We start from the raw sequence: 18,096 nt of genomic DNA on the forward strand, positions 1-18,096 counted from the left end.
CCGCGGGCGGTCACTCGCCCCATAGCTTCTTTTTTCGTGCCGGCCAGACACACTAGCGTGGTAGATACTGACTTGCGGGAAGAACAAGAACCGTTGAAAAAGGAGTACGAGAAGAACCCCGAAGCGGCCCAGATCACGCTCACCGCGACCGGCGACGAGCAGGACGAGGACGCCCGAGCGTGTAGCGTCGACATCGGTCGCGCGATCTACGAGGCGGAGTTGCACGAAGGGGCCGGCGGCCCCGGATCGGGCGCTTGTTCCGGCGACCTCCTGCTGGGGGCGCTCGCCGCGTGCGCACAACTCACCGCCCAGGCCGTGATCGAGAACTTCGGCGTCGACGCCGACGTGAGCGTCGAGGCCGGCGGCGACCTCGACCTCCGCGGCACCATGGGCGTCGACGAGGACGTCCCGGTCGGCTTCGAGGACATCCGCCTCGACGTCTCTGTCGAGGGCGACCTCAAGGAAGACACGAAAGCGGCGGTCGAGAAGTACACCGAACGCTACTGCGTGGTGTACCAGACGCTGGAGAATCCGCCGAGCATCGAGACGTCCTGGTCGTTCGAGTAACGGCGGCGCGCTACCCGGAAACCGGCGGAAAAACGGCGGCCGCTACTTGTAGGACAGTTCGAGATCGAGCGCCCGATCGAGCAGGTCCGCGTCGTAGTAGTCTGCGGTCTGCTCCGGCCGCGTCTCGTCGATCGCCCGGACCTGCAGGATCGTGTTCCGGAAGACCTTGAACGTGGCCTCGTCGACCATCTGGCCGTCGAGGGTGACGGCGCCGGTGCCCTCGGCCTTGGCCGCGTTGAACCGCTCGATCTTGCTCACGTCGCGTTCCAGCTCCGCTGGCGTGGGCATGTGGATCGTGTTGGCCTGGATCGTCTGCTTCGGGTACAGCGACCAGGAGCCGTCGAGCCCGAGGTGGGCCTCGTGTTCGACCTGGTCCGCGTAGGCGTCCGCGTTGTAGTAGGTCAGGCCGGCGCGCTCTTTGAACAGGTCGTCGAACGGCCCGCCGATCGAGAGTAACCCGGCGGCGCTGGCCTCGTTCGAGAGCTCCTCTAAGAGGGCGTCCCAGCGCGGGCGACCGTCGCCGAGGTCGCGGGCGCCGAGTTCGGCGGCGTAGTCGACGGGGCCGAACACGAGTGCGGTGAGCCGAGACTGCTCGCCGAACCTCGAGATTTCTCGGAGGTCCGATCGTGCCCGGCCGGTCTCGACGATGATCGAGAGGCCGATCGAGCCGTCGGGATGCCCGTGTTCGGCCTCGGCTTCGGCGACGACCTCGGCGGCGCGTCGCACGTCCTCGACGCGGCCGACCTTCGGGACGACGACGCCCTCGATCTCGTCGCCGATCTCCGCGACGAGGCGATCGGTCTGCTCGCGGCCCCGATCGCGGAACGATGCGTCCTCGTAGCTCCACTCGACGCGAGGCCAGATCTCCCCCGGGAACTCGTGTTCGGGGACGAGGTCGATCGTGTTCTCTAAGCCCTCGTCCTTCATGTTCGGCGCCGTGCCGTCTTCCATGTCGGGGACGAGCCAGTCGGGCGCCTGGAAGCCCTCGGCCTCGAGGCCGGAACGGAGGTACTTCGCCGAGTCGTCTTTCGGAACGGCGGCCGGTGCGGTCTGGAAGGTTCGACAGAGTCGGATGTCGTCGGTCATGTGTTCGTGGTTGCGTTGGCCGGATTCGTTGGGATCGCTGATGTCTGCGGTCGGTCGTGGTGGTCGATCGTCTCGGTTCGGACGGCGCCCGATCGGTTCAATTCGGCCGCTTCTGAATCTCCGCCGTTCGCGTCCCCGAGTAGACGGGATCGTCGTCTTGGTTGAACGCGATGTGTTCGAACCGGACCGTCCCCGCCTCGTCGGTCGAGACGTCGTTCTCGGACGACATCCGAGTGCCAGTCGAGGTGTCCTCGACGCTGTCCGCGGCGGAGAGGACGCGCGTGAACGCGTAGACGGTGTCGCCGGGCGTGACGAAGGTGTGGAACTTCTCATCGTCGAAGCCCACCTCGCGCCAGGTCCGTTCGTCCGATCGGGCGTGGCCGAGCGCCGTCGATCGGGTGACGTCGCCGTAGGTGACGATGTCGCCCGACGGTGAGTCGGCCATCACGTCGACGTTGTGGTGCTGCTTGGCGGTGTTGAGCGTCGCGAGCGGCAACGAGGCGACGGTGACGTTGTCCTGCGTGCGGCCGCGCTCGTGGCGGTAAGCGACGGCGGCGTCGCGACCCTCGGCCGCATCGAGCGCGTCGACGAAGTCCTCGAAGTAGCCGCCCTCCGGCGTGACGAATTCCGCGGGGAGGTCGGGACCGTCGTCGCCGTCTTCTTCGGCGGCTGTGGCACCACCGTCGGAGCTGCGCTCCGACGAGGATCGCGCGCCGTCGGTACCCCCACTGCCTCCGTCGGTCGCCATCGGCTCGCGCCGCGGGATCATGTTCGTCCGTTCGTAAGTGCAAAGCACCTCGCCCGTTTCGGCGTCTTTCCCTCGTGTTCGCCAGGAGACGATGCCGTACTCCGGGCGGGAACTCGAGGTCGCTGTGCTGACCACTTCGCTCTCGACGCGGAGTTCGGTGCCCGCGTAGACGGGCGCGCCGGGGAACCGAACGTCGGTGCGGCCGAGGAAGTAGCCGCCCTTCTCGCTCAGATCCTCCACGGTGATGCCGAGCGTGGCCGCGGTGAGGTAGTCCGGGTGGATCGGCGGTTCGTCGAACCCGCGCGCGTTCGCGGCGTCGGTCCGCCAGTAGGCGGAGTCGTGGTTGAGCGTCTGACTCATCCACGCCTCGTTGCCCCACCTCGTGATGGTGAAACCGGGATCGTGTTCGATGACGTCCCCCTCTTCGAAGTTCTCGAAGTAGTTCCCCTTCTCCTTGGTCTCGACCTGTTCGATCGCCTTTGCGAATGTGTCTGGATCGGTCCAATCAGTCATCTGCGGTGATCTCGTCTGTCTCAGTCGTCGTACAGTCTCGCTTCCGGCGGGCGATCGTCCGCCGCATCTCGTTCTCGACGATCATGTACCCTTCGTCGAAGCCCATGCCGGGCTTCGCGAGCACCTGCGCGGCGTTCGTCGCGAGCGCGACGTGCGCGCAGGCGCGTGCGGAGGTTTCGGTCTCGTTGCAGGTGCCGCCCAGATACGCTTGGGTCTCGGTTCCCTCGCAGTAGCGGACCGCCTGCCCGCTGCGATGGATGCCGCCCAGATCGGGCGTCTTGACCTGCACGAAATCGGCTGCCTCGGCGTCGACGAACGCCCGCACGTCCTCGACGGTGTTACACCACTCGTCGGCGACGATGTCGACGTCGACGCCCGCCGATCGGAGCCCCTCGCGGAGTTCGACCATCGCCGCGATCTGGTCCTCGCGGCCGCCGGCGTCCATCGGCCCCTCGATCTGGATCGGGTACGGCGCGGCGGCCACCTCGATCGCGGCGAAGTAGTCGATCACCTCGTCGCGATCGTAGGGTGCGCCGAAGAGCTCGCCGATCATCCCGTACACGTCGACGTGAAACCGCGGCTCGTAGCCGTCGGGGCCGAGTTCCTGCGATCGGTCGACCAGCCACTCCACGTACTCGATGAGGGTCTCGCCGTCCCTGCCGATCTTCTCGACGCTATTGATCAGCGCGTGCGGGAGGACGGGGACGCCCTTGACGAACATCTTCTCTGCGTTCGTGTACCGATCGTCGCCGGACTGACCGAAGACCGGCACCGGCTCAGTCGCGGGTTCGGCGCCGAGTGCGTCGGCCAGCACGTCCGTTTTCGTCGTCCGCCGGGCCTCCGCGGCAGCGGTCAGCAGCGCCTGCGAGACGCCGTACCGGATCGCCGTGTGGAGCCGATCGCCCTCCACCTGCAACTCCTCGAGCAGTTCGGCGTTGTCGAGGAAGTCGGTCGCGTCGCGGCCGACGAGCGCCTCGGCGACGGGGCCCTCGACGACGGGCGCGTACTCCGCGGCCGTGAACAGCGGATCGCGCCCGCCGGCCCCGGAGTACTGGACCGCGGCGCAGTCGCCGCGGTGGACGGTCCTGTCCGCGAGTTCGACATCGACGACGATCGTCTCGCCCGCCTGGCGGATCTCGTCGAAGCCGTCGGTGACGGGCTCGCCGTCGTAGGTGAATCCGTCCTGCCGTGCACCGTCCTTGATCGCGCGCTGGTCGTCGAAGAAGAACCCCGAATACCCGGGGGTCGCGTGGATTGCTTCGATTTGCATCAGACATCACCCTGGGGTCGACCGATGAGTTTTCCGTCGCTGATCGCATCGACGTCGTCGGCCACCATGCGAAACGACTGGTCGCGACCCTCCGTGGCCGCCCGCTGGGAGAGTCGCGCCTTGTGGATCTCCTTGATCTCGTCGTCCATCGCGAGGTCTGCCCACTCGTAGATGCGGACCCGACCGTCGTCGTCGCGAGCCGGCAGAACGTCGCCTCGCGCGCTGTCGCTCGGCGCGAACGGGACGTCGAGCGCGCCGGAGTCGAACGCCTTGATCGTCCCCTGAACCACGTCGCCGTCGCCGTGCTCGAAGATGGTACCCATCAGGCAGCGCGTCTCGCGCTCGATGAGACCCTGTTCCTCCCCGACGCCGTCGATGTCGATCTCCTGTTCGATCGCCATGTCGATAACTTGTCGGGTCGTGCGCAGGCCGGCGGCGTTGGCCTCCTTGGTCGGAACTCCCTGGAACTCCTGGGGCGACTTGGTGATGACTTTGTCCGGCTTCGCGATCGCAGCGGTCATCCCGCCGAGACCGATCACGCCGTTGGCGCGGGCCTCGTCGGGCGGGAAGCCGCCCATCCACTCGTGGAAGACGGTCGTGACGACGACCTCGTCGGGGAGGTGCTCCTCGCCGAGCGACCGCAGCGCCCGGAGGGCGGCGACGTCCTGGACGACGTTACCGACCTGGCCGTAGCCGAGCGTGATGGAGCGGACGCCCTGGGTCGCCGCGAGTTGCCCCTCGACGATCATGATCGCGATCGCGATCGACGGCGGGACGAGCGTCCCGGTCAGTGGGCCGAACGGCTCGCGGTTGATCCGCACGCCGCGTTCGGTGTACGCGCCCGCGAGCCGGTCGACGAACTGCCACTTCTCGATCGTCTCCTCGAGCCCGTGGCGTTTCGTGTACGGGATGTTGTACGAGATCGGTCCGCCCTCGAAGCTCTGGAAGCCGCCGGCGAAGGTGGTCGCTGCGAGCAGCCGCGCGTCGGGGGTGCCGTGGCGGACCTCGATCGGGGCGTCGATCGAGTCGATCAGTTCGCGACAGCCCTCGACGCCGTGGTTGACGGCGGGGAACCCGTTGAGGGTATCCTCATCGGTTTCGCGGGCTTTCTCGAGTCCCTCCTGGGCCTTCTCGTACTCGTTGTCGCGCGTGTACGAGTCGATCGTCGTGGGTAGCAGGTCGGCCTGCCCCTCCCGGTGGAGGTACTCGAGGAGTTCGATCTGGTCGTCGAGCCGGGGCACCCCGGCTCGGGGCTGTAAGAGCGGCTTGGTCGCCGACTCGAGAACGTCCGCGAACCGCTTGGCGTCGGGCAGCGACTCGTGGTACGCGATCGCGTCCTCGAAGTCGACGTCCGCCCCCGTGGACCAGTCGGACCGGATCTCCTCGTCGATACGCCGTAGCTCGTCGGCGGGTATGCGTTCGTCTCGTATCATTTAGGAGTTGACGGTGACGCGCTTCGACTCCGTCGGAGTGATCTGGAGATCCTGTTTGAGGGCCGCGATCGCGTCCTCCGGATCGGTCTCGGAGTCGAAGACGCGATCGAACCCGAGTTCGCGGAAGGTCTCGCGGGTCCGCTCGAAGTCGTCCTGTCCGACGGCGAGGTTGCCGCCGATGTAGGTGACAGCGTCCACGTCGTGCTCCTCGAGAACCTCGTGGAAGCCCCGGCAGTCCTGCTCGGCGTGGCCGTAGAGCGAGGAGACCAGTACGGCGCCCGCGTCGTGTGCTACCGCTGCCTCGGCGAACTCCTCTTGGGAGGTCTGGACGCCGAGGTTGACGACGTCGAAGCCAGCTGCACTGAAGGCCTGCTCTAATATCGTGATGCCAACGACGTGAGCGTCGGAACCGATCACGCCGAGGACGACCGTTTGGGACATCGTATCCAACCGATTGAGAGACGCGACTATAAACTTAATGATCTTCCATGATAATATTCTTTAAGGACGTTTTCAGCCCTCGTATGGGACACAATCACAAATCTTCATGATCTATAGTAAAGGTTTTGGGGCTGGTTCGGAATGAACGCCTACATGGGAGCACTGTCGAACCTACGCGTCCTCGACCTGACCCAGGTTCTCGCCGGTCCGTACTGTACGATGTTGCTCGCGGACATGGGCGCGGATGTTGTGAAGATCGAACGCCCCGGCGGCGACCTCATTCGATCGAACCCGCCGTTCGTCGACGATCCGGAATACGAGGCCTACGGCGGCTACTTCCAGAGCGTCAACCGCGGCAAGCGAAGCATCGAACTGAACTTCGGCGATGAGGCCGATCGCGAGGACTTCCTCTCGCTCGTCGAGGAGGCCGACGTCGTCGTCGAGAACTACCGATCGGGGACGATGGAGAAGTACGATCTCGGCTACGAGACGCTCAGGAAGTACAATCCGGAGCTCATCTACTCCTCGATCCGCGGCTTCGGCGATCCGCGTACGGGCGAGACGCACAGGCAGGGCCAGCCCTCGTTCGATCTTATCGCGCAGGCGCTCGGCGGCGTGATGGAGATCACGGGCCACGAGGACGGCCCCCCGACGAAGGTCGGTCCCGGAATCGGCGATCTCTTCACGGCGACGCTGAACTGCATCGGGATCCTCGCGGCGGTCAACCACCGCGAGCAAACCGGCGAGGGTCAGTACGTCGACACCGCGATGTACGACGCGATGATCAGCATGACCGAGCGGGCGATCTACCAGCAATCCTACACGGGCGAGCCGCCGTCCCGACGCGGCAACTCCCACCCGACGCTGTTCCCCTACGATGCCTTCGAGACGGCGGACGGGCACGCGGTTATCGCCGCGTTCGGCGACAACCACTGGCGGGCGGTCTGCGAGGCGATGGATCGGCCGGATCTCGCGGCCGACTACCCCGACCCGGCCTCGCGGCTCGAGAACCGCGACGAACTGCGCGAGGAGATCGCCGCGTGGGCGGCCGACCTCGGGAACGAGGAGCTGATCGACGCGCTCGAGGGACGCGTCCCGGTCGCTCCAGTCCAGAACACGGAAGACATCTTCGAGGATCCGCACGTGCACGCACGAGAGATGCTCGTTCCGGTCGAACAGCCCGGCGCCGACGCCGAGGTCGAGATCTCGGGCTCGCCGATCAAGATGACGGCGACGAACCCGAGACCGCGCGGTCGGGCGCCGCTACTGAACGAACACCGCGAGGAGATACTGGGCGAGACGGCGGACGCGGAGCCGACGGCCGACGACTGACGGACGGCTCTCGCCGGAAGCGAGGTCGGTCGGTCCGCGGGCAAGAGTAACCCTTTTGCGCCCCCCACACACACGTCCGGGTATGAGCGCGGACTGGCCACACGATCCCGACGGGGAGGAGGGAAGCGAAGGGATGCGCAAGTACGACATGGCGATCATCGCCAAGAAGATCGACGAGGAGGAGGACTTCACCCTCTCCCGCGACGAGTTCGTCGAGGAGTACGGCGACGATCCGATCCGGATCAACTACCGGACGGTCGTTCCGCTCCGGGAGATCTTCGAGTACGTCGAACCCGAGGAGTTCGAGACGATGGTCGACATGCACAAGGCCGTCGGGAACGCGATGCGCGCCGGCGGCTTCTGGGAGTACCACCCGGAAGGGTCGGATCCGGAGAAGAAACCCGCGTAACCCGGGCGATTCCGTATTCAGTTGTGCGATCGCCCGCCCAGCGCACGATCGCGTCGATCTGTGGCCTCGTCGCGGCCGCATCACGAATCTGGATTACGTATCACTTATACGAGGCCGTTCGAAATTTTCGGGCACCGTGACCAACACGCAGGTAACGCTCGTTCAGATCGACAACTACGGGCCGTGGACGGTGACGCCGGAGCCGCGCCGTGAAGCCGACCTCCAGACCCTCCAGTCTCGGCTCTACGCCGACATCTCCCAGTTCGTCGGGAATCGCTACGGGTACGTGTTCTTCACCCGCTTCGACAATATGATCGCCGTCACGAACGGCCTCTCGCTTTCGGACCACGAACTCCTCCAGGAGTCCGTGGGGAACCGGTATCCCGTGACGCTCAGCCTCGGCGTCGCGACCGGAACGACGCCGGTGCAGGCGCTCGCCGACGCCACCTCGTTGATTCAGAACGCCGGCAGCGCGCAGGACAAGAACCGCCGGGAGTGTCTCGAAGGTCGCGTCGTCGAAGACGAGTACCGGACCGACGGGGACGTCCAGATCGCCCACTTCGACGTGATCAACGCCACGGGCCAGTACACGGACGAACTCAACGCCTTCGACACGTTCATCGAGATCGAACAGGGGTACGCGGAACTGATGCGACACATGCGCTACGCCCACGACAGCCTCTCGTTTTTCGTCGGCGGAGACAACGTCATCGTCGTCTGTCCCGACCTCGAGGCCGCCGACTACGAGGACGCGATCTACCACGTCCAAGCGACAGTCGACGTCGAACTCCAGGTCGGCGTCGGCCGCGGGGCCACCGCACACGAGGCCGGAATGGGTGCGAAACACGCCCTCGAAACCTGTCGAGCCGACGGAACGAGGGTCGAACTCGACTGGTAATCTGTCGGCTCTCTCGGGCGCAAAAACCGCCGGACGACGCCGGAATGTCGAACTTCACTGCGTATTCTCTTAAACGTGCCGGAGGTAGCTTTTAGCCGATGTGTGCGTATTGTTCGCACATGGGATCGGAACTGTCGGTCAGAGAAGTCCTGACGACCGAATTCGTCGGGGCCAGCGAGTCGGATAGCGTCCTCGGCGCCGTCCGGCTGATGCGGGAAGAGCAAACCAGTAGCGTCGTCGTGCTCCGCGGATCGGAACCGATCGGCGTCATGACCGAGTGGGACGTCCTCGGACTCGTCGCCGACGAAGGCGATCCGGCCGAAACGCCGGTCGCGGAGGTCATGACCTCGCCGGTCGTCTCGGTCTCCCCCGATCGCTCCCTCGCCGACGTCGCCACCACGATGGCCCGCGAAAACGTGCGAAACATCGTCGTCGAGGACGAGGACGAACTGCTCGGCGTCGTCACCCAGCGGGACGTCATCACCGCGGCGGGCTCGCTCCAGGCGACACCGTCGCCTGCGCAGGGGATCGATCGCTCGATCGAAGACGAACGGCCCGTCGAGGGGACGAACGCCCGCCCCGCCGTCGAGGAACCGCAACTGCTCCCCAACGGCGGCGACGAGTACTCGACGCAGGGCGTCTGCGAGGCGTGCGGCTCGCTCGCCGACTCGCTGTGGGACGCCAACGGGCAGCTGGTCTGTTCCGACTGTCGATCGGTGTGAGCGTCGCCGCCGTTCTCCGATCCTTGCTTCCCATTCGAAACCCGCCCAGTGCCGAGCAGAAGCCATTTCGGGTTCGCGGTCGAGAAGATGCGTAATGACCGTTCAGCCGACGATCGAGCCGGCGACGCGGGCCGATCTCGACGCGATCGCGGAGCTGTGGGTTCGGCTGGCTCGCAGCCAGCGCGATCACGGCTCGTACGTCCGCGCCGGGGCGAACCGGACGGCGATGCGGGACACACTCGCCGCCCACCTGCATACGGGCGGCCTACTCGTCGCCCGCGCGGACGACGACCTCGTCGGATTCGCCACGTTCTCGATCGAGCGCGGGTCGCTGGAACTCGACGCCACGCGAGGGCTGCTCTCGAACCTCTACGTCGAACCCGACTATCGGGATCGGGGAATCGGCGCCGCGTTGCTCGAGGTCGCCGAGGAGAAACTCGCCGACCGGGGCGCGGAGGTGGTGATCCTCGAAGCGATGGCCGACAACGAGGCCGCGAGACGGTTCTACCGGGATCGCGGGTACGACACCTACCGGATCGGGATGGCCCGATCGATCGACGATTCGTCGGAAAACGACACACACTCAAAGGAGGACGGATAAGGAATCGGTAGCGCCAGGGGAGCATGGGCGGTTCATGCACTCGACTTGTAATCGAGACTTCCGGGGTTCAAATCCCCGCCCTGGCTTCCCTCGATCCGGTATCCGACGCGACCGGGAAAATGACGTACTTCTAGTAGTCCTCTCGATTGATCCGAAATCGATCGAACAGATCGACAGCAGGATATCGAAACTCGTATCAATTCCCCCACCGCGGAATAGTGTCACGCGACGGATGAGTCGGTCACCTGTCCGTACAACCCCTGCTTGCCCGACGAATATTATCCCTTGAAACGTTCAGTAAGTATCGAATATCGATAGATCATTGCGAACTCGACGTCCAAAATATACTGGAGTGTCGGATAGCGGTCATTGAAGGACATATATGTGCTACAAGCACGCGTTGGGGCCAGAGGATTTATATCTGATCGAAGAAAGACTCTGGTCGATGCTACTCTCGCTCGATCGTTCGGATGCCGACGAAGGCATGTCACTTAGTTACAAGGTTATCGCTGCAATCGCCGAGCGCGAAGGTATCGATCCGATCGATCTCGAACCGCCGGAGTACGATGCACTCTACGACGCGGTCAACCCCGAAGCGCTCGATTCACTGTTTGCCCCCCGAGAGAACGGGGCGAGTCGATCGACCGGACGGGTCGAATTCCCCTTTTGCGGGTATCACGTCGCCGTAACGGATTCCGGTGAGGTGGAACTCGCCGAACTCGAACGGAGTTCCTGAGCAGACGTCTTCTGTCGCGTTTCGCGGATACCTCGCCAACCCCAGTGGCGATGCGGTCAGTCCCGATGCGCCTCGATTCGAGACCGCCACGCCGCCGGGATCGGCGCCGATCGGCCCGTTTCCCGGTCGACGATCACCTGAACGGTCCGCGCCGTCGCCGCCCGCTGTCCGTCGGCGCGGATCTCGTACGCCATCGGGACGCTCGAATCGCCGAGTTCGGGAACTCGGAGGGCGACGGAGACGTCCTGGCCGGCCTCGATCGGCCGAGCGTAGTCGATCTCAAGGTTCGCCAGGACCGTCGCCGCGTCGGCGAGTGAGACGCCGACGACGTCGATGAAAAAGCGTTCCCTGGCCTGTTCGAGATAGGTCGCGTAGACGGCGTTGTTGACGTGGCCCATGAAATCGATGTCCCGAAGCCGGACGTCGATATCGGTTTCGTACGTGTATCCGGTCATGTTTCCGGGGCTACGAAGTGAACGACCGTATAAGTACGTGCGAGATCGTGCGGGGCGCCGCCGGCCGGTACAGCCGGCGGAAATTTGCGAGTCGCGCTCATCGGATCGGTGCGTCGGTTACCCGTCAGAACGGGCCGCTTCGAAGACGGTCTCGTGGAGCCGATCGGTGACGAGTTCCATCAGCGGCTCCATGTTCGCCGTGTCGGCCCGGTTGTACTCGATTAGCGTCTCGAGGGCCGCTTCGTCGCCACCCTCGTATTCGTACCAGAGGCGGACGGCGTCGCGACCGCTGATCTCCGGCACATCGCGATCGATCCCCAGCTCGCATTCGATCGCTTTCAACCCGCCGTCGAGACCGAGTTTCTTGCAGGGGTACATGAGATCGACGTGGGGGATGGAGACGTCGATATCGAAACACGTTTCGAGGAAGGGGACGTCGAAGCGCTGCCCGTTGAACGTGGCCAGCAACGCGGCGTCCGCGAGTTCGGATTCGAGTCGACGAGCCGTGAGATCGCGCCCCTTGACGAACGTCGCCGTCTCCCCGTCCCGGTGGAGGCTGACCGTCGTGACGTCGTTGCAACTCGGGTTCAGGCCCGTGGTTTCGATGTCGAGAAAGCACGTCTCCGCCCTGACGTTCTCGTAGAGCCGCCACCGACTCGTGGCGGGGAGCGCGTCGGCGAAGACGGAGACGTCGCCCCGTTCCAGGTGGGTTCGCCCGTCGTCGATGAACGTTTCGATCCGATCGGCGAGGGTGTCGCCGACCACGCTGCCGTCGAACTCGTCCCAGTGAGTGATTCCGTTCTCCCATAGCCGGCGTTCGGTGATCTCGCCGACGCCGCGAACGGGAATGAAACTGTTCTCGATTCGCACACCAGTGCAGGGGCGCCGGGATGTGAAAAACGCTTGGATCGGCCAGTGCGCGGTTCGGAGCAAGCGCGGTTCTCGCTCACTTCGTTCGCTTTGAACCGCGAATCGCGAACGGGGAGCGTAGCGACCCGTGAGCGCGAGTGAGCGAACAATGCGCTTACTCGTCGTCGCCGTTGCCCGAGTGAGAGCGTCCGATCGATGGGATGCAGCTCACCGGCGGGAGAGCGGGAGCCAATCGGTGGTCAGCCCCCGATCGCGGAGGTCCCATTGCTGTTCGTACGAATCGCCGCGCGATCGAACCTCGACGATCGCGTCGAATAGCGGTTCGAAGAGGACGACGGCCTCGTGGGCTCGATCGAGCGGCAGGTGGTAGTGGCCCATCCCCCGAGCGCGATCGACCCGCGAGGTCGTCATCTGAAGCAGTCGAAACACCGTTTCGGCCGCGTGCTCCTCGAGCAACGGGACCAGCGAATCGACGCAGACCCGGAGTTCGGCCGGGTCGAGGCCGTGGGCCACGGCTTCGAGGTCGTCGATCGCTTCGATGATTTCGATCCCGAGCCTCCCGATCGGCGTCCGATCCGAGGCCGTCGGGACGTCGAGCGCGGCGCGTTCGAGCGCGGCGTAGTCGATCATCCGCATCGTCTCCGTCGTCGAGTCCCGTTCGTGAGCTACCCGCCGATCGTCGCCGTTCGTGACGAAGAGCCGGTAGCGCGAACCGTGACTCGTTTCCCCCAGCAACCGGTGACAGATGGCGTGATGAACGTCGGCCGTGTCCGCCCCCACGAGTAGCAGGTTGCTCCCCTCCCGCTTGAGCGTCGTAAGCGCCTGCGCAAACGTCGCCAGATCGGAAGAGCCGCGCCCGGACTCGCGTTCCATTCTTTTATAACTAACAGATAGGTCGCCAATAAATATTGCGACCTGGACCCTCTTTCAACGGGATTTCGAGCGAAACGCCGGCTCGAGATCGCGGCCGCGAAACGATCGGCCGGCTTTTTGCATCGGAGGACGTACGTGACGCATGACCGAACGCGACGACGAACTTACGGAGGCGGTTCGCGAACTCACGCGAACGGTCGACGAGCTTCGTCGGGAGCTCCGGGCGACGAATCGACGACCGAGCGTTCGCGGCCGACCGCCGCTTCCCCGCCCGCCGTCTCCGACCGAACTGCTTCGGATGACGGACGAGGTCGCCATCCCCGCGCTCCTCGCCGGACTCGAGGCCAGCGTCCGCGCCCTCGAAGCGTTTCAGCGCGGTCTCCGGCTCGTGCGAACCGAGCGTGAGGTCCGCGAACGGACGACGGACGCGGCCGACGACGTGACCGAACGGGCGAGCACGCTCCGGCGGACGACGCTGTCACAGCTCGATACGGTCCTGGAGGAACTCCAGCGGGCTGCCACCGACGGCGCGCTGTCAGCCGACGACGGCGCCCGCGATCTCCTCGCCGAGGCGCGCGAGTTACGCGACGACGTCGATCGACGCCTCGCGCGGGTGACGGACGAACTCGACGCGGGCGAGCGATCGAGCGGCGGGACTCGGGTCGACATCGACATCGACCGCCCGGGCGAGAGCGACGGAGATGACGCGGACGGTGATGACACGGCTACCGAGGAGGATCAGCCCTCGAACGCGGCCGTCGACGTCGACGCCGAACTCGAGACGTTGAAGGATCAATACGCGCCGGAAGACGACGCGGGGGACGGGGACGAGAACGAGCGTGAAGACGATACCGGCGAGAGCCGCGGGGACGACGGGACGAACGGTGAAGACGGATCGAACCGCGACGACGGCGACAGTGACGCCGCCGACGGCACTGACGGGAACGACGACGAAAACGAAAACTAACGGCGCGACTTACACCGGTTCGAACCGGTAGCCGTCCCAGGCCTGGCTCTCGGGTTCTCGGATGCCGGCCCCGGGTTCGCGGAGCTCCTCGACGTGGACCGGGCGGACCTCGTCGCCCGTCTCGATCTCGTCGGTCGTCACCTGCCCGATCGCCCGGACCGGTTCGCCGTCGACGTCGAACTCGACGATCGCGAGCGTGTTGGGTTCGCGGACGCCCGGCGGCGTCGCGGTGCTCGTCGTCCAGGTGACGACCTCGGCGGTGTACTCGCTGAGGTCGATCGTTTCCGCCGGTTCCGCGCCGCCGGGGCCGCGCGGGTGACCGGGGTAGCTGATCGAGCCGTCCTCGTACCGGGTTGCGTCCATCGTCATCGTGCTGCCTCCATGATGGTCGTGATCACGCAGTTGCCGAAGCCACCGACGTTACAGCAGAGGCCGACGTCGGCCTCGACCTGTCGCGGGCCGGCCTCGCCCATCAGCTGTTCGTAGATCTCGACGCCCTGAGCGACGCCGCTGGCGCCCAGCGGGTGCCCCTTCGATTTGAGTCCGCCGGAGGTGTTGATCGGCAACTCGCCGGTGTCGCGCTCCGTGTAGCCCTCTTCGACGAGTTTCCAGGCCTCGCCCTGCTCGGCGAAGCCGAGCCCCTCCATCTGGAGGAACTCGAGAATCGTGAACATGTCGTGAAGTTCCGCGACGTCGATATCCTCGGGTCCGCGCCCGCTCATCTCGTAAGCGCCCGTCCCGCTCTCGACGACGCCGTCCATCACGGTCGGATCCTCGCGCTCGTGGACGACGTGCGTGTCCGTCGCGCCGTCGATACCCGAGATCACGACGTAGTCGTCGGTGTACTCCTTCGCGACGGCTTCGGGACAGAGCATCAGCGCCGCCGATCCGTCGGTGATCGGACAGAAGTCGTACAGCCGCAGCGGGTCGGCGATGATCGGCGACTCGAGCACCGTCTCGAGGTCGACTTCCTTCCGGAACTGCGCCTTCGGGTTGTCGACGCCGTTCTCGTGATTCTTGACGGCGACCTTCGCGAGACTCTCCCGGGGCGCGTCGAACCGCTCCAGATAGTGGCGGGCGGTCAGCCCCGCGAACGAGGGCAGGGTGACGCCGGTCTTGTACTCTACCGGATGGGTCAGCGACGCGATCACGTCCGTCGCCTCCCCGGTCGTCTTGTGGGTCATCTTCTCGCCGCCGACCAGCAGCGTCATGTCGCTGGCCCCGCTGGCGACCGACTGCCAGGCGGCGTAGATGCCCGCACCGCCGCTCGAACTCGTTTGGTCGATCCGCTGGGTGTACGCCGGCATCGCGTCGATGTCGTGCGCCAGCGCGTTCATCACCCCGGTCTGTCCCTCGAACTCCCCGCTGGCCATGTTCGAGACGTACAGGTGCTCGACGTCCGCCGCGTCGACACCCGCGTCGGCGAGGCAGTCGATCCCGGCCTCCGCGAGGAGGTCCAGGATCCACTCGCCCTCGCGCTGCCCGAACTGGGTCATGGAGGCACCGATGATTGCAACACGTTCCATATCCTACTGGACTGGGGTCAGCGATTTATATCGTTGGGGTTGGGGCCAGCGATCGGCTTGGGGGGCGACGCGTGGTCCCCGTCTCGCGCGTCGCCCCGTCGACGGAACCCGGGAACGACGCGACGCTCGTCGGATCGCATCCAGATGCCGTTCGTTCGAGGCCGGTGACGGGCTCTCGGTGGGGGAGCCTGGTTGCGTGTTACGCCTGAACGTTTACCGGATTCCCAGCCGAACCTGTGCTATGGTCGAACACACGAGGACCCTCGGTTTCTGGGTGGCCTTCGCGCTGGGGCTGGGGACGATGATCGCTGCCGGCATCTTCTCGCTCTCGGGGACCGCGGTGGCCGCGATCGGAAGTAGCGCGGTTATCGCGTTCGTCATCGCGGCGCTCATCGCGGGGGTGACGGCGGCCTCGTACTCCGAATTCGCCTCGATTTACGCGGAGAACGGCGGCGGCTACCTGTTCAGCTCGCGAACGTTCGATCGCGATCTCTTGGAATACGCGGTCGGCGTGTCACTATTCTTGGGGTATACGGGGACGACCGCGTTCTATCTCGCGACGATGGACGAGTGGTTCTTCGAGTTCATCTTGCCACACGGGTGGCCGGTCCCTCACGGAACGATCGGCGTGCTGGCAGCTATCCTTCTGGGCTCGCTAAACGCCCGGGGGACCGAGGAGAGCGGGACCTTTCAGGTCCTCGTCAGCGGGGCGAAAGTCGCCGTTCTCATCGCGTTCATCGCCGGTGCCTTCGCGTACAAAGCACCGGCAGAGACGGTCGGAACGTTCACTGCGGCCGTCTCGACCGACGTCACGGGAATCGTCTCGATCGCCGCACTCGCGTTCATCACGTTCTTCGGCTTCTCGGCCATCGCTGCCAGCGCGGGCGAAATCATCGAACCCCGAAAGACGGTTCCCCGCGCCATCGCGGCGAGCATCGTCGCCGTCACGATCCTCTACGCGTTCGTCATCGTCGCGATGGTCAACGCCCCGATCCCGGCCGAAGTCATCGCGGAAGAGGGCGAAACGGCGATGGGAAGCGTCGCGAACGCCTTCCTCGGGAGTATCGGCATGGCGCTGATCGTTGCGGGTGCGATCTTCAGCATGGTGAGTGCGTCAAACGCGAGCGTGCTCGCCGCCAGTAGCATCGGGTCGCTGATGGGGCGACAGGGGCAGGCACCGCGGCGCTTCTCCCGCATTCATCCGGTCTACGGCACGCCGTTCTGGAGCGTTACGACCGTCACTGCGACCATCGTCACCCTCATCGTCGGGTTCATCATGCTGTTTCCCGCCGAGGGTGGACTTGGCGGCATGTCTCTCGGGCTCGAAGCTCTGACCGGGTTCGCGACGTTCAATCTGCTCGCTCCCCTGTCGGTCGTCAACATCGCGCTCATCGTCTCGCGGCGGCGTTTTCCCGACATCGAGCGGCCGATCCGCGTCCCGCTCGTGCCGCTGGTACCGATCATCGGCATTCTGGCGAACCTGGCACTCATTACGAATCTACCGACCATTGGCGTCGTTGTCGGGACGGTACTCGTCGGTGCGTTGCTCGCCGCCTATCTGATCTGGGGCGGGGCTCCGGAGACCGAAGAGCTGTTCGAGCGGGTCGTCTCTCCGTACTCGCCGGACGAGATGGCGGCGCAGTCGGCCGCCAGTGGCGGCGGATCCGCGGCCGAAGCAACGCCGATCGAATCGACCAGCAACGGGACGGCAGCGACGGACGCGGACCGCTTCCGGCTCCTCGTTCCCGTCCGTCGGCCCGACCGCGCGCCGGCACACGTTCGACTGGCGGCAACGATCGGGAGTCTCCACGCGAGTAATCCGCTAATCCGGGTCGTCAACGTGACCCAGATTCCGGACCAGACACCGAGCGAGATGGTCACCGAAACCGCCGAGGAACGCGCGTCGCGAATCGGCGACGTACTCGCCGCTGCCGACATCGACGTCGACTACACCGTCGAGGGGCACATTTCGCGCGACGTCGGGTTCAGCATCGTCCAGGCGGCCAGAAACGAGCAGGCCGACCTGATTCTCATGGGGTATCCGGAGGAAAGCGCCGACGTAACCCAGCGCGTCGAGTTCGACGCCCCCTGCGACGTGCTGTTTTCCAGCGGGTTCATCGAACGAGGGTTGGGGGTGCCGGCCACCGTCAACGTCGGGGCGGGCGGCGGACCGCACCACGAGGCGCTGTTACCCTTCGTCAACGACCTCGCCGAAGACGGATCGAAGATTCACGTCATCAACGTCCGCCCCACCGGCGAGGTCGGCACTGCCGAAAATCCCGGACGTACGCTGAACGCCCTCCCGGCGGCGGGATCGGTCGAGGTTCACAACGTCACCGCCGACTCGGTCGCCGAGGGACTCGTGACGACGGCGGTAGAGAACGGCGGGATACTCGTTATCGGTGCGTCGCGGACGCGTCGCCTCCGGCAGTGGATTCTCGGGAGCACCCCGGATCGCGTCATTGACCTCGCGGATGACGCCGACGTTCCCGTTATCGTCTACGCGAGCGAGCCGAGCGTTCGCGGCGTGGCAGAGGACCTCCTCTTCCCGATCTACAGGTACCTCGCGAAGCTTGGAACACCGGATCGTCCGGTCTTAGAACGGGAGCGATCCGGAGACGTGGAGAGATAACGGAATCGGCCTTCTCG

The 18,096-nt window shown here is 65.4% G+C and carries 19 protein-coding genes and 1 tRNA gene; 10 read left to right on the top strand and 10 right to left on the bottom strand.

The window, feature by feature from the left end; genetic code table 11:
- The first annotated feature begins 57 nt into the window (after positions 1-57).
- On the top strand, positions 58-567 hold the full coding sequence (locus MUH00_RS15785) for an OsmC family protein (protein WP_247000192.1): 510 nt from the start codon (positions 58-60) through the stop codon (positions 565-567).
- 42 nt (positions 568-609) lie between these two features.
- Here the strand turns inward: MUH00_RS15785 and citE are convergent, their stop codons facing one another.
- From citE to glmS, 5 genes are all read right to left on the bottom strand, one after another.
- Positions 610-1,653, bottom strand: a complete 1,044-nt coding sequence (gene citE, locus MUH00_RS15790) for an L-malyl-CoA/beta-methylmalyl-CoA lyase (RefSeq protein WP_247000194.1) — start codon at positions 1,651-1,653, stop codon at positions 610-612.
- Between the two features lie 97 nt (positions 1,654-1,750).
- On the bottom strand, positions 1,751-2,914 hold the full coding sequence (gene mch / locus MUH00_RS15795) for a 2-methylfumaryl-CoA hydratase (RefSeq protein WP_247000196.1): 1,164 nt from the start codon (positions 2,912-2,914) through the stop codon (positions 1,751-1,753).
- A complete protein-coding gene (locus MUH00_RS15800; protein ID WP_247000198.1) occupies positions 2,907-4,184 on the bottom strand; it encodes a methylaspartate ammonia-lyase in 1,278 nt (425 codons plus the stop codon). Before MUH00_RS15800 ends, mch begins: the two co-directional genes overlap by 8 nt.
- A complete protein-coding gene (locus MUH00_RS15805) occupies positions 4,184-5,617 on the bottom strand; it encodes a methylaspartate mutase subunit E (RefSeq protein ID WP_247000200.1) in 1,434 nt (477 codons plus the stop codon). The genes MUH00_RS15800 and MUH00_RS15805 overlap by 1 nt, the downstream gene beginning before the upstream one ends.
- Positions 5,618-6,058 (bottom strand): methylaspartate mutase subunit S, encoded by a 441-nt coding sequence (gene glmS, locus MUH00_RS15810; RefSeq protein ID WP_247000202.1) that lies wholly within the window; start codon positions 6,056-6,058, stop codon positions 5,618-5,620.
- 153 nt (positions 6,059-6,211) lie between these two features.
- Here glmS and mct point away from each other — a divergent pair, with 153 nt between their 5' ends.
- From mct to ddfA, 7 genes are all read left to right on the top strand, one after another.
- Positions 6,212-7,390 (top strand): succinyl-CoA:mesaconate CoA-transferase, encoded by a 1,179-nt coding sequence (mct, locus tag MUH00_RS15815; protein ID WP_247000204.1) that lies wholly within the window; start codon positions 6,212-6,214, stop codon positions 7,388-7,390.
- Between the two features lie 82 nt (positions 7,391-7,472).
- Complete coding sequence (locus MUH00_RS15820) at positions 7,473-7,799, top strand: DUF5785 family protein (protein ID WP_247000206.1); 327 nt, start codon at positions 7,473-7,475, stop codon at positions 7,797-7,799.
- A gap of 136 nt (positions 7,800-7,935) precedes the next feature.
- Complete coding sequence (locus tag MUH00_RS15825) at positions 7,936-8,697, top strand: GTP cyclohydrolase III (protein ID WP_247000209.1); 762 nt, start codon at positions 7,936-7,938, stop codon at positions 8,695-8,697.
- A 119-nt stretch (positions 8,698-8,816) separates the two neighbouring features.
- Positions 8,817-9,419 (top strand): CBS domain-containing protein, encoded by a 603-nt coding sequence (locus tag MUH00_RS15830; protein ID WP_247000211.1) that lies wholly within the window; start codon positions 8,817-8,819, stop codon positions 9,417-9,419.
- Positions 9,420-9,513: 94 nt separating this feature from the next.
- Positions 9,514-10,020: a GNAT family N-acetyltransferase gene (locus tag MUH00_RS15835; protein WP_247000213.1), complete on the top strand. Its 507-nt coding sequence runs from the start codon at positions 9,514-9,516 to the stop codon at positions 10,018-10,020.
- A 12-nt stretch (positions 10,021-10,032) separates the two neighbouring features.
- Positions 10,033-10,106: transfer RNA gene (locus tag MUH00_RS15840), tRNA-Thr, on the top strand.
- A gap of 359 nt (positions 10,107-10,465) precedes the next feature.
- Positions 10,466-10,756 (top strand): DdfA family disk-determining factor, encoded by a 291-nt coding sequence (gene ddfA / locus MUH00_RS15845; protein WP_247003989.1) that lies wholly within the window; start codon positions 10,466-10,468, stop codon positions 10,754-10,756.
- A gap of 56 nt (positions 10,757-10,812) precedes the next feature.
- Here ddfA and MUH00_RS15850 read toward each other — a convergent pair whose 3' ends face one another.
- The 3 genes from MUH00_RS15850 to MUH00_RS15860 form a co-directional block, all read right to left on the bottom strand.
- Positions 10,813-11,211, bottom strand: coding sequence for an acyl-CoA thioesterase (locus tag MUH00_RS15850; protein ID WP_247000215.1), 399 nt, complete (start codon positions 11,209-11,211; stop codon positions 10,813-10,815).
- A gap of 117 nt (positions 11,212-11,328) precedes the next feature.
- A complete protein-coding gene (locus MUH00_RS15855) occupies positions 11,329-12,081 on the bottom strand; it encodes a ribonuclease H-like domain-containing protein (protein ID WP_247000216.1) in 753 nt (250 codons plus the stop codon).
- A 207-nt stretch (positions 12,082-12,288) separates the two neighbouring features.
- Positions 12,289-12,954, bottom strand: a complete 666-nt coding sequence (locus MUH00_RS15860; RefSeq protein WP_247000218.1) for a DUF7504 family protein — start codon at positions 12,952-12,954, stop codon at positions 12,289-12,291.
- Positions 12,955-13,096: 142 nt separating this feature from the next.
- Between MUH00_RS15860 and MUH00_RS15865 the strand changes: the two genes are divergently transcribed.
- Positions 13,097-13,921, top strand: a complete 825-nt coding sequence (locus MUH00_RS15865; protein WP_247000220.1) for a DUF7547 family protein — start codon at positions 13,097-13,099, stop codon at positions 13,919-13,921.
- Between the two features lie 9 nt (positions 13,922-13,930).
- Here the strand turns inward: MUH00_RS15865 and MUH00_RS15870 are convergent, their stop codons facing one another.
- A complete protein-coding gene (locus tag MUH00_RS15870) occupies positions 13,931-14,290 on the bottom strand; it encodes an OB-fold domain-containing protein (RefSeq protein WP_247000222.1) in 360 nt (119 codons plus the stop codon).
- The gene (locus tag MUH00_RS15875; protein ID WP_247000224.1) at positions 14,287-15,447 is read right to left on the bottom strand and encodes a thiolase family protein; all 1,161 of its coding nucleotides are present in this window, start codon (positions 15,445-15,447) and stop codon (positions 14,287-14,289) included. The genes MUH00_RS15870 and MUH00_RS15875 overlap by 4 nt, the downstream gene beginning before the upstream one ends.
- Before the next feature lie 241 nt (positions 15,448-15,688).
- Here MUH00_RS15875 and MUH00_RS15880 point away from each other — a divergent pair, with 241 nt between their 5' ends.
- On the top strand, positions 15,689-18,079 hold the full coding sequence (locus MUH00_RS15880; RefSeq protein WP_247000226.1) for an amino acid permease: 2,391 nt from the start codon (positions 15,689-15,691) through the stop codon (positions 18,077-18,079).
- The last annotated feature ends 17 nt before the right edge of the window (positions 18,080-18,096 follow it).

Source organism: Halosolutus gelatinilyticus (assembly GCF_023028105.1).
GTDB classification, from domain to species: Archaea; Halobacteriota; Halobacteria; order Halobacteriales; family Natrialbaceae; genus Halosolutus; species Halosolutus gelatinilyticus.